The 11,997-nt window shown below is 41.4% G+C and carries 12 protein-coding genes; 2 read left to right on the forward strand and 10 right to left on the reverse strand.

Going from position 1 to position 11,997, the window contains the following annotated elements; translation table 11 throughout:
* The first annotated feature begins 130 nt into the window (after nucleotides 1–130).
* On the forward strand, nucleotides 131–916 hold the full coding sequence (locus ACAY00_RS11440) for a ribonuclease H family protein (protein WP_371373655.1): 786 nt from the start codon (nucleotides 131–133) through the stop codon (nucleotides 914–916).
* A 130-nt stretch (nucleotides 917–1,046) separates the two neighbouring features.
* On the opposite strand, the gene ACAY00_RS11445 is transcribed toward ACAY00_RS11440, so the two are convergent.
* The 10 genes from ACAY00_RS11445 to ACAY00_RS11490 form a co-directional block, all read right to left on the reverse strand.
* Nucleotides 1,047–2,336 carry a uracil-xanthine permease family protein gene (locus ACAY00_RS11445; RefSeq protein ID WP_371373658.1) on the reverse strand — a complete coding sequence of 430 codons (1,290 nt, stop codon included), beginning with the start codon at nucleotides 2,334–2,336 and terminating at the stop codon, nucleotides 1,047–1,049.
* A gap of 71 nt (nucleotides 2,337–2,407) precedes the next feature.
* On the reverse strand, nucleotides 2,408–3,034 hold the full coding sequence (gene upp / locus ACAY00_RS11450) for a uracil phosphoribosyltransferase (RefSeq protein WP_371373661.1): 627 nt from the start codon (nucleotides 3,032–3,034) through the stop codon (nucleotides 2,408–2,410).
* A 371-nt stretch (nucleotides 3,035–3,405) separates the two neighbouring features.
* Nucleotides 3,406–3,579, reverse strand: a complete 174-nt coding sequence (locus ACAY00_RS11455) for a XapX domain-containing protein (protein WP_371373664.1) — start codon at nucleotides 3,577–3,579, stop codon at nucleotides 3,406–3,408.
* 289 nt (nucleotides 3,580–3,868) lie between these two features.
* Nucleotides 3,869–4,030, reverse strand: a complete 162-nt coding sequence (locus ACAY00_RS11460; RefSeq protein ID WP_371373667.1) for a DUF2986 domain-containing protein — start codon at nucleotides 4,028–4,030, stop codon at nucleotides 3,869–3,871.
* 76 nt (nucleotides 4,031–4,106) lie between these two features.
* Nucleotides 4,107–5,174 carry a DUF3541 domain-containing protein gene (locus ACAY00_RS11465; protein WP_371373669.1) on the reverse strand — a complete coding sequence of 356 codons (1,068 nt, stop codon included), beginning with the start codon at nucleotides 5,172–5,174 and terminating at the stop codon, nucleotides 4,107–4,109.
* Between the two features lie 57 nt (nucleotides 5,175–5,231).
* A complete protein-coding gene (locus tag ACAY00_RS11470) occupies nucleotides 5,232–6,398 on the reverse strand; it encodes a DUF3541 domain-containing protein (RefSeq protein WP_371373672.1) in 1,167 nt (388 codons plus the stop codon).
* A complete protein-coding gene (locus tag ACAY00_RS11475; RefSeq protein ID WP_371373675.1) occupies nucleotides 6,382–8,220 on the reverse strand; it encodes a M3 family metallopeptidase in 1,839 nt (612 codons plus the stop codon). Before ACAY00_RS11475 ends, ACAY00_RS11470 begins: the two co-directional genes overlap by 17 nt.
* The gene (locus tag ACAY00_RS11480) at nucleotides 8,195–9,142 is read right to left on the reverse strand and encodes an alpha-L-glutamate ligase-like protein (RefSeq protein WP_371373678.1); all 948 of its coding nucleotides are present in this window, start codon (nucleotides 9,140–9,142) and stop codon (nucleotides 8,195–8,197) included. The genes ACAY00_RS11475 and ACAY00_RS11480 overlap by 26 nt, the downstream gene beginning before the upstream one ends.
* 8 nt (nucleotides 9,143–9,150) lie before the next feature.
* The gene (locus tag ACAY00_RS11485; RefSeq protein ID WP_371373682.1) at nucleotides 9,151–10,659 is read right to left on the reverse strand and encodes an inactive transglutaminase family protein; all 1,509 of its coding nucleotides are present in this window, start codon (nucleotides 10,657–10,659) and stop codon (nucleotides 9,151–9,153) included.
* A gap of 2 nt (nucleotides 10,660–10,661) precedes the next feature.
* Nucleotides 10,662–11,405: an ATP-dependent zinc protease gene (locus tag ACAY00_RS11490; protein WP_371373685.1), complete on the reverse strand. Its 744-nt coding sequence runs from the start codon at nucleotides 11,403–11,405 to the stop codon at nucleotides 10,662–10,664.
* Nucleotides 11,406–11,740: 335 nt separating this feature from the next.
* On the opposite strand from ACAY00_RS11490, the gene ACAY00_RS11495 reads away from it, so the two are divergent.
* Entirely contained in the window at nucleotides 11,741–11,905 is a 165-nt protein-coding gene (locus ACAY00_RS11495; protein ID WP_371373688.1) for a YbaM family protein, read from the forward strand.
* Nucleotides 11,906–11,997 lie beyond the last annotated feature (92 nt).

The following is an 11,997-nucleotide window of genomic DNA, read 5'->3' on the forward strand; positions in this document are numbered from 1 at the left end:
TTTTATTTCACCCATTTCCTAAAAGACACTTTTTAAGCTAAAAGGCCTGCTTTTTATGTTGCCTTATACCCATATTCTTCTCGAATGTGATAGCCTAACGACATCATCTCTCGTAAACCATGAACTTAACATGAGTAAAAAATATTATGTCGTCTGGAAAGGACGAAAGACCGGTGTTTTTGATAACTGGTCTGAAGTAAAGTCCTATACTCAGGGGCAAAACGATGCGCAATACATGGGCTTTGACAACAAACAAGCGGCTGAAACAGCATTTGCGTCAACCTACAGCAAAGCGTTACGTCAACGTGCGTTAACAACGCCAAGCAGTGCAAAGTCGAGCAATGCAAAATCAAGTAAACAAGCATCAGAAAAACACTTGCAAAGTTCCCAAAATAAAGCCAGCTTAAAAATATATTCCGATGGCGCTTGTTCACCCAATCCGGGCAAGTCAGGAACAGGTTTAGCCATTTATCAACAAGGCAAACTCAGTGAACTTTGGTATGGTTTGTACAATCCTGAAGGGACTAATAATACCGCTGAGCTCAACGGTTTTTTATGTGCATTGCGCTACGCTAAAGCCTCCATGGAGCAGCATCAATCTATCGAAATATTGACCGACTCTAGATACGCCATTGATTGCATAACAAAATGGGCAAAGGGTTGGAAGGCCAAAGGTTGGACCCGTGGCAAAGGTGAAGAGATTAAAAATTTAGAGGTGATCAAACAATGCTTTTCATTGTATCAAGATCATAAAAATAAATTGATCATTACCCATGTTAGAGGCCACGCGAATATTGAAGGCAATGAACTGGCCGATAGGATGGCGGTTTATGCTCGAATGAAAAAGCAAACGGGCTTAATTAAATTTGAACAAGATATGTCGATTAGCGAAATCTTAGCAATGCCTTCAGGTTAAGCAATACCCGGCCAATTATTGTCTTAATATTTTGCCAATGTTCGCTCTTAAAAGCGCTTGATGAGCGTTGGCTTAAACAAAAAAAAACCAGTACTTGGTACTGGTTTTGTATTTTGATTAGAACAACATATTAGTTTTGGTGATGAATAATATCTTCAACAATTTCTTGTTCTTGTTTAAGAGTCTCTTCTTCTTGAGCCTCTTTTGGCAATAATAAGTTTAGGATAATTGCTACCGCGCCACACAAACTCACACCTTGTAAATTGTAGTCACCGTTACCAATGGTCATCCCACCAATACCAAACACTAATGTGGTAGAGACAATCACTAAGTTACGTTGTGCTGCCATATCAACGCGCGCTTTCACCAAAATGTTTAAGCCAACACCGGCAATAGAGCCAAATAATAAAATAAGGATACCACCCATCACTGGGGTTGGGATGGTTTGCAGTGCGACCCCAAATTTACCAACAAAAGCAAGTGCAATAGCAAATAGCGCAGCCCAAACCATGATGATTGGGTTAAACATACGCGTTAACATAACCGCACCAGTCACTTCTGAGTATGTGGTGTTAGGTGGTCCACCAAATAAAGAGGCTACCGATGTGGCTAATCCGTCACCAAATAAAGTGCGTTGCAAACCGGGTTTTTTCAAGTAGTCTTTACCCGTTACGTTACTGATAGCCAAGATATCTCCGACATGCTCAACCGCAGGTGCAATGGCAACCGGTAACATGAACAAAATCGCGGCTAAATGAAATTCAGGAGCGGTGAAGTTAGGAATAGCAAACCATTGTGATTGGCTAACAGCGCTAGTATCTAACATGCCCATAAAGGCGGCTAATACATACCCTACAATCACCCCTGACATAATCGGCAGTAATCTAAAGATCCCCTTGCCTAAGGTGGCAACGAGTAATGTTGTTAATAACGATGCCATCGACACAATCAATGCATCGGTATAAGGGAATAATACGGCAGAAGCATCACCTGTTTTACCAATGGCCATATTTACCGCTAACGGTGCTAGCGCTAAACCAATAACCATAATAATAGGGCCGGTTACCACTGGTGGCATGATTTTATGTAAAAAGCCCGAGCCTTTAACCGCGACAATGGCCGCCAACACCATATACAACACACCGGCAGCAAATAGTGAGCCCATGGCTGCAGCCATTCCCCATGTTTGAACCGAATAGGTAATTGGTGCGATAAAAGCAAATGATGAAGCCAAAAATATTGGTACTTGTCGTTTGGTCACAAACTGAAATACCAATGTACCAATACCTGCTGTAAATAAAGCAACACTCGGATCCAATCCGGTGATTAGAGGCATAAGTACCAAGGCGCCGAAAGCGACAAAAAGCATCTGCAAGCCAGCGAGAACTGTCCTTGCACCTTGTTTTGTTGGGTTAGTCATAGTTTTCCTACTTAAAGATTGTTACTAAAGATAAAGTAAAGGTGCCAAATGGCACCTTTTTTAGGGGGAACTTATTTCGTTCCAAATATTTTATCGCCGGCATCGCCTAAGCCTGGAATAATATAGCCATTTTCATTTAAGTGGCTATCAATTGCGGCGGTATAAAGTTTGACATCTGGATGCTCTGATTGCATTTTCTCAATACCTTCAGGAGCAGCAACCAAGACCAACGCACGAATATCGGTACAGCCGGCTTTTTTAAGAATATCGATAGTCGCGTTCATTGAGCCACCTGTTGCTAACATAGGGTCAATAATTAAGGCTATTCGCTCATCAATATTTGAGGCCAGTTTTTCAAAATAAGATACCGGCTCTAAGGTTTCCTCATCACGGTATAAACCAACGACACTGATCTTAGCACTTGGTACTAACTCTAATACCCCATCAAGCATACCAATACCAGCTCTTAGAATAGGCACAACGGTCACTTTTTTACCCTTAATGCGCTGACCGGTGATTTCGCCATTCCAACCTTGCATTGGAAACTCTTCCAATTCCAAGTCTTTGGTTGCTTCGTAAGTGATTAAACTACCCACTTCTGCTGATAATTGACGAAAATCTTTAGTGCTCATATCAGCACTGCGCATTAGGCTGATTTTGTGTTTTACCAGGGGGTGTGTAAGTTCATGAACTGACATAAAGGCGTTCCTTAGGCTGTTTATTGATTACTGTAATTTTATCCTAATTTTACCGTGGAACCATGCTTTTTTTACTCGAATAGATCAATTTTCCGTCACCCTTCACGGATTTAACAACAACAAAAACCAACCACAACAAAACCAATACATTCGATTAACAAACAGCCATTAACAAATCGTCAAGGCGTTATTATTAATACCAAAGCATAAGCTAAATTAAAATCAGCTAGGCGGGCAAAAAGATAACGTGCTCATCATCAGCCAGAGGATTTGGCCAATGATGAATCAGAGCACGACAAGGTATTTAAACGAACGAAGATTAACCTAATAAAGCACAACAGTTATTCTTATGACTGATGGCAAAGGGCGTTTTAGCCACTAAAAAATTTCTCGATGATCCACAAGTAGGCCACCCCACCAAGATACACGCCGACAATCCCTAATACTCCAGATAAGACAGGAGGAGCAGGAATTGGCAATTTCAGCACGGAAAATAAAACGCCAACAACAAAACCTGCAAATAAAGATAAAATTAGTTCATACATAGTATTCACCTATCAAGTTAACTGAGATTGATTGGCTATAACTATGATCGAGAACGCAGGAAAAACCAGCTTTGAGTCTGACTTTGACCGTCGTTTGGGTCAAACGGGGTTATTATTTCCCACTCAATGAAACAACAAAAACCAGCTGTAAAAATCTTAATCCTATTTAGAAAATAAAAATAAAACTTAAAAAACAGCCAATTAAGACAAAGCCAAGGCGACAGTGAAAACAGACGAAACGAGGGCTTAATATAGTTTGACGATTTCCCGTTAAATAAAAAAATTCACCCTACTCTTTAGGGTTTTCGCTGTCTTGCTCGAGTTCAGCATGCTCTGCCTTTGCTCGTTCAGCCTTAGATATGTATTTAGGTTTATTCGACTTCTGTAATTTAGCGTTAGCCTTTTTTGCTTTCGCTTTTAGTTTGCTGATGATTTTCTTTTTTCTATTCATAGTAGGCTTATTAAATAACGGACGTACTTAAGTGATCACCACATAGGTTTAGCAACTCATGGTTGATGAGCATTCATTATTGATAAACTAGGGGCAAAGACTGTTTTAACGGCGACTTTTTCTGTAAATATGGGCCTTGATATAAGGTTTCTGGCCAGTTCAATAAGGCGTAGGCTAAAACGTTTCGATGCTCACCTAAACTTAGCCTATCGCTGCCTTTAGTTGATAACACCATCTGTTTTTGCCAGTCGATGGCATCATAAATCAAAGTTTGCATTTTAGCCAACACTGGCGACTGCTTTTGTTGTGTTAACAAAAAGCACAAACCGATTTCAGCATGTATATCGGGTTTCGAATCACTCGCAATTCGTGGCAACACAAGCAAGAAGTAGTCTAATATCCATTGATGGTCGCTGGCATCAACTGGGCGCTGATAATAATGACTGTCAGCAAGAATAATATGAGTTAAACCATAAAGCTTATTGTTAAATGCACTGGCAGATAAAGTTGCATCTTGATGATCAGGGTATGCGCGCGCAAACGCCGGCCTGATCTGTTCACGCCAATCAACAATATCAAGGCTTTTTAACCAATAGACATAGTTTGCGACTTGGGCGGCATAGGCTTTTATAAAGTCTGGCCGAAATAACAGTCGATCTAACTTTGCCTCGGTTAAATAAGGCATAAAAACATCATGACCAGGGTGCTTTAATCCATACTCTTTTAATTTAGCCAATTGGTACAACAGGTGCAGAATAAACCGCTTATCCCCAGTATCGCTAAAAGCTTGTTTGCGCAACTTGCCTCTTGGGGTTTTGGGTAATAAATCGATCATTTTCTGTGCTTGTTGTTGGCGCCAGTTTACATCGTTGATATGTTTTAGATAATGATTTAACCGATCGTGAATTTGAAAAATTTCATGCCCAGACTGTTGGGCGTAATAATCTTCGCCGGTTAATCGGTACATCCTAACGGCATAATGATTTTGCGCAGAAGTTGATAGTTTTATAAAGTTGTGGTCGTATTTTGTTCGGATTACGTTAGCCGCTTGACGATACTTACTATCCATATCGTTACCCTCTTGCAAAGATGCGGTTCTAGCCTGCAAAGGTAAATAAGCAGAAGCTAAGGCGAATAGACTCATCAGCATAAGCCGTACACGGTTGCTAAACGTCATCTTTTGTTGCCTGATAGACATATACTAGTTTCCCTCTCTCGTTTGGTTAGATTGTTCAAAACTCTGCCTTGGCAGCTCTTTTTTGATCGCATCAATTTGAGCAAAATAAGGCCCCTGATGGAGCGTTTCAGGCCAAGATAGCAACATATAAGCTAAAACATTACGATGCTCGCCCGTTGCCAATTCTGTGGAACCTGAAACCGAGGGGATCATTCCAGCTTGCTGATCAAATGATTGGATAAGGCGTTGTTTCGATTTTTCCACTAAAGGGTGGTTCATTTTTTTCATCAATAAAAAGCTCAAGCCCACTTCGGCAATAATATCATCGGTAGCCTGCTTAAATATTCGTGCTTGGTGTTGCTCAAAGTAACGTAAAATCCAACCAAACTCTTGTTCCGACACATGTTGCTGGTAATAACGAGACGCGGCAAAAACAAAGTGGGTAAGACCATACAATTTATTACGAAAATGCCATTTTGACAGGTTTCGGTCTTCAGTATCTGGGTAAGCTTGCATAAACGCTATCTTATACTGTTTGGTATAATCGGCTATTCCTAATTGTTTTAGCCAGTAGACATAATTCGCCAGCTGAGCAGCCCATGCACGAATCATCGCTTTATCGGTTAAAGCGGGTAAAAAATCGTATTGCTTTAACGTCGTTATAAATTCAGCAGGTATTTTGCCCCCAAATGCATCAAGACGTGAAGCATATCGTAGCAGTTCATCGGCATAAAAAATAAACTCTGGATAGCTCTTAATCGCCGCTTTTCGGCGTTGACCGCGTTTACCTTTACTCAGCTCTTCAGCCAACTGTTTTGATTTTTCAGCGATGTAATTCGGGCTGTTTAACTGTTTGTGTATGGCATGCAGTCGATCAGACACTACGTAATAATCGTATAAAGCCGAGGCTAAATATTTGTCATCACCACTGATCCGATACATGCGAATGCCAAAATGGCCTTGAATGCGTGGCGGTAACTGAAAAAGATTACGCTCAAAAGTCTGCTTAATTTGACTGGCCACAGTGCTTTGTTCTAGAACGGGAATGTTTAATGCAGAGGAAACGGTTGATACGTTATCTGGGGTGCGGGTTTTATTGTGGTCAGACTGAGCACCAACGCTAAGCCCAAAAACCACACCAGCGAATAAGCATAGGTGCAACCAACCGTTAAGATTAAAGAGATTTTTCATTGGCTATCCATACTAATATATCCGATGGGGTGAGAGTGCATTGATACAGGTGAGACAACATATGGTAAATATCCACTTGCCCACCGTTGCTTAGAATGGCATTAAAAAAATCGGTTCCTGAAAAACGTTTTTGGTAATAATCATCAAGCAAGCGCTTGGCCATCATTTCAGACCAAATATAATTATAATACCGAGGCCCATAGGTCGCTAAATGGCTAAAAGAGTATTGACTTGATGCCCCTTTCGCATAATCGTGGCCCCAATATAACGAGGCCAATTTAGCATTAATGTTTTCGATATTTTGTTTGCTAGCTGGGGTGGCAAAATAATGCAACGCCATCGCGGCCCGATAAAGCCGCATCCGAAACACCTCACTTTGGCTATCTAGCGCATTTTCAACAATCACCTTATTGAACATTTGTTTTTGTAATGACTCTGAAAAGCTCAACCACTCAAACCATTTGGCTGGCATTTCAATTAAGTCATTTTCCAAACTAATACCCGCAACAATGTGATAATCACTCACCGCTAACAAGTTGTGCAACAAGTGGCCAAACTCATGAAACAATGACTTTAAATGACGTTGACGCCAGCTTTTTTCAGGTAAGTTTAAAATTAACGCACTGCTTGGTAGTTGAATATGATGAATGCCCCTTTGCAACGCTCTATGCCTATTCTTGGGGTATTTCCCTGGCCTAGGGTATAAGTCTAAATAAAAATGCCCTAACACCTTGTCACCACGTTTCAGCTGGTATGCATCTACAGATGGGTGCCATGTTGGTTGCTCTAGCGCGGATACTTGTAAATTAAATTGACTATCTAAGAGCCAAAACAAACCGCTGATCGCTAGCGCCGGGCTAATAGCCAGTTTGGTTTTGGTTTTGGCTTTCACAGCAGGTTGGTCCTGTTGAAAGTTTGCATCCCAAGGGGCTTTAGCCTGTGGCAATTGTTTTACTAGATTTTTTAACAATTGATCAACCTGTGATATCGAACCAAACGAGGTGTTTTGCAAAGAAAACTCGGCAAAATTATGAAAACCTAGGGCTTGAGCCCTTTGTGTTTGTATCGCGATGAAGGTGAGTAAGTTCGCTTGGTTTTGCTCTAAATGGCGGCTTTGATATTGACTAAAAGCCAGCTTTCGACAAGCGCTATTTAACGCATGATCCACTAAAGCACGATAGCGACTGCTACTCAATTGCCCGCGAAGACGCCCGTCTATCAGACTAAAAAGGGACTGCTGGCTCTCATCTAAACCTTGCTGACAGTGTTGCGGTAAGTCGAATTGACCGATTGGCTTTTGCGTTGTGGTTTGTCGAAATGCATCGCCTGCAACTTTCGCTTTTGCTTTTAACGAAAGGTAATTGGGCTGAGTTAATTGTTGGTGTAAGGTCGCATATTTATCCCACACCCTTTGTTCGATCAGCGACTTGCTATCATCTTGGGTATGTTTGAGTAAATTGGCTAAGGCGGTTGAAGCAAGCACCGTATCAATGCTCGAAATCAGCCTTGGTTGGCAGGCTTTGCCTGCATTTGCTTGGTTCAAGTCAGGGACTACGTCGGCGACTAAATAACTGCTAAAAAGTGCATTATGAGCTTGCAACAGGCCTTGTTCAAACCATTGAAATTGTTTGCTAAATGATGTGTCCGACAATACCTGATAATGACGGTAAAACTGTTCGACTTGATTGACAACCTGCTGACAACTCGCTTCTATATCCTGTAGCCAAAACTGTTTAAGGGTGGCTTCATTGGCGCTACTCGTACAAGAAATGAGTAGCCCAACCAACAGTACTCGTTTAATCGTTAAAATGGCTTTTCGCATATTGCACTCGGCTTTCTATGGTTTGCCTGCGCCGGTCAAGCTTTTCGATTTGCCTTAGCCTTGGCAACATGCCCATACCATTGGCAATTTGAATGGCTAAGCCAGGGCGGGCATTAAGTTCAAGCACTAAGGGGCCTCGATTTTTGTCTAACACCAGATCGGCTCCTAAATAGGCTAAACCTGACATTTCATAACAACCGGCGCTTAGATGTAATAACTGATCCCAATTGGCAATTGAAATATTAGCGAGTTTTTCGTTGGTATCAGGGTGATATTCAATGGGTCTGTCATATTGAACCGCCCTTTTGGCGACTCCCGTTGCAATGTTAATCCCAACACCGACGGCCCCTTGATGTAAGTTGGCCTTACCATCACTGGCATGAGTGGCCAACCTGAGCATCGACATCATCGGATACCCGTGAAAAACAATAAGTCGAATATCGGGCACGCCTTCATGACTTAAGCCTTTAAAAGCCGGATCAAACTCTATCAGCGCTTCTATAACAGCAACATCGGCAGCGCCACCTAAACTAAATAACCCCGCCAAAATATTGGAAATATGACGCACTATTTCTTCTTTTGAGACATACTCACCACTGGCTTTTTGATAGCCTTGCGCATCGGTGTGTAAAATCACTAAAATCCCCTTACCACCACTTCCTTTAGCCGGTTTAATACAAAACCCACTATAGCCCTCAAGCAGAGCAAAGACTTTATCGACATCGTGTTGATATTTAATCACCCCTATCAAATCAGGCACCGCAATATTATTTTCAATGGCCAATTTTTTGGTTTTCAATTTATCATCGACATTAGGAAATAAGGCTCGATCATTGTAGCGACCAATATAGGAAAAATTTCGCCGATTCATTCCCATAATGCCACGTTTTTTAAGGTTAAAGGGATTGGCAATTTGAAACATAGTCCCCCCTAATCCTCATCCATGGGTTTAAAACGATACAGCTCAAGCAAGCGATACCCAGTGTATTGTCCCATCAATAAAATAGCCGATAAGATCAATAAATGTACGCCTAAAAAGTTGAAAACCCAGTGCCGAATTAAACTGTTATCCATCAAGGTATAGGCGATAACCGCAACAATTAAAGAGCCAGAACCTTGCACAAGGACTTCCCGACCGCCCTCTTCTTCCCATAAAATTGACATGCGCTCGATAGTCCAAGCCATAATGATCATCGGGAAAAACGTTATGGTTAAGGCTTCGGTCAAACCCAAACGAAAAGCCAATACGGTAGACAATAAAATGATCCCAATGACCACAATAACCACCGTCGATATTCGAGATACCAGCAATAAATTTAGATGTGAAAGGTATGATCGAATCAACAAGCCTATCGAGACAATCAACACAAAACCAACCAAGCCATTCACTAACTCGGTTTGGATAAACGAAGAGGCGATAAGAATTGGCATAAAGGTACCACTGCATTTTAGTCCCACAATGATGCGTAAAAACACCACGACTAAGGCCCCTATAGGCAACAGTAAAATCCCTTTAAACATGTTTTGCTCAGCAATGGGTAAGGAGTATAAATCGATATCCGAAGCCTCATTATTAATCGCTGCTGTTTGCGCTTCCTCTAACGCACTGCGAGTGCTTTTGGCAATAGAAAATGAAACTCTCGATTGACTGCCTCCCACCACATCCAATAACGCCGGCGCATCTTCTTGCCAGACAATGATTGGAAATTCATTCTGTTGCGAAGGTGCCTCAACATTGATCATTTGCCATTCGTCATTCAGATAAATCTTGACCAATGGCACCAACTGCTGTTTACGTCGCCCATCTTCTAGCACGAGGCCTTTAACTTGTTTAGTTGCAATATTGGCCATCTGCATTATTTGACTGAAAATCTCAGACTTGGTGTAGGTTGAGGACAATAGCGCAACATTTTGATTGTCTGAATTGATTGTATTTAAGACTTGGATCACCAAAAAAGCATCACTGCCAGAAGCGTCATAGGCGTCGCGTAAAATGACTTCAAACGAGCTTTTATATGGCTCCGAAATAACGGCTAAATTTTGTTGCTCTTGCAACATTTCAGGTGGTGCGGGCTCATCTTTAATGTTTTTGGCCATTTTATAGGAGGCTTGGTAATAAAGGGTTTGCGGACCAAACACCTGTCGCTTACTCCATGTTACATCGGCTTGGCTATCGCTACGATTGACCTGCACCCCATAAGCAGGTGATGCAGTAAATTCGTTAACTAACTCATAATTTGGGTCTTGCGGTAAAGTAAGGCGAGCGCTCACAGGTTTGTTTTTTCCGATAAACTCGATAGTGGCTTCAACTTGCCAAATATCTATTTGTTCTCCTGCACTTAGAGGCACCCCGTTTTCAACATGGCGATAATAAATGCTACTGCAGCCAATAACAATTAAGGTTAATACCAGCAAAAAGAAAGGCGTTCTTGAGCTCATATTTAATTGCTCCCTAGCACGTACTTCTGGCTGACATCAATAATGGCTATATCTTTTAAAAACTCACGTCCAATAAGCACTTGATATTCTAGGTGACTGCGATCGGCTAGATTAAAGTTGGAGACATAATTCTTATTACCAAAGCTAAATTGCATTTCAATCACCGGTCGATTATCAACCGGCGCCCCTTTTTGTTGAACAATTTTTATCATTCGGGTGATTGGGTATTCGTAAGTCGTCGATGTATCGGCGCTTTCTAGGGTAAAGCGAACCCACTTCTCACCATCTCGTTCAAACCGCGTGAGATGATAAACACCAAGGGATGAACTTACTGCGCCAGAATCTATGCGAGCATCAAAGTTTAACTGCTCTTTAATAAAAAAAATCTTCTCGACTTCACCGATTAAAATTTTATCCAAAGTACCAATAGAGTGTTGCTTGTCGCTACCCTTAGGTTCACAAGGTGGTGTTTGTAATACCAACGCAGCGGGCATATTCGTACTGGGTTGGACTGGCGTTAAGGTTTCTTGTAATTCGCTTTTGACTTTTGTCGCGACCCCATCACTCATTTTACTTTCATCAAATTGGCAATTGGCGGTAATTATCGATGCTAAACGTTGCTCTGATGCGGTTATACGTGCATCAATTGTTTCAATGTCCAAAACATCGGCGTCATTAGGTTTAATGGTGCTTACACACGCCAATAACAGGGTAAAGATTGGGAGTAAAACAAGAGGTTTAAGCATATAAATGATACACATTAAAGAGTCAGGTTAATTGCAAGTAAGTTTAAGACAAATTTACAAAAATGCATGAAACCCAACAAGCACAACACTTATAGCCCTGATTAACCTGAAAATATGAAACAAGGTTAACAAAGTACAAATGGCAAAAAGCGCCAAAAAAGAGAGACATTAAGGGCAATGGCCAAACAATGAATTGCTTGCCAGTTCGCCATAAGGCGAGACATCTTCTAACGGTATTGCTCACCTCTTCGCAGCAGCGCATGCAGGTAATTCTTGCTTTTAAACGGGCGCAAATTTAAAGTGATGCTATTGAAATCACTGATGCCAATGCCACCATGAGCCTAAAACAAGCCCCCGACCATATAAAACTTGCCGTTGACCTAATTCAACTGCTTGAAGAAAATAACATTGCAACAGACACCGCTATTGCTGCCTTAAAAGTGGTATTGAAAGACTATACACGCAAACAAGATAGCGAAACGTTATACCAAAGGGATTAACCTTTTACCGATCACAAAGAGTCATCAGAGGTTCATTCACAAGATACAGTTCTTTCGTCTAATTATTCTGGCAAATGCGCCAGAGTGAACTT

This window comes from Thalassotalea sp. 273M-4, from assembly GCF_041410465.1.
In the GTDB taxonomy this organism is placed as follows: domain Bacteria; phylum Pseudomonadota; class Gammaproteobacteria; order Enterobacterales; family Alteromonadaceae; genus Thalassotalea_A; species Thalassotalea_A aquiviva.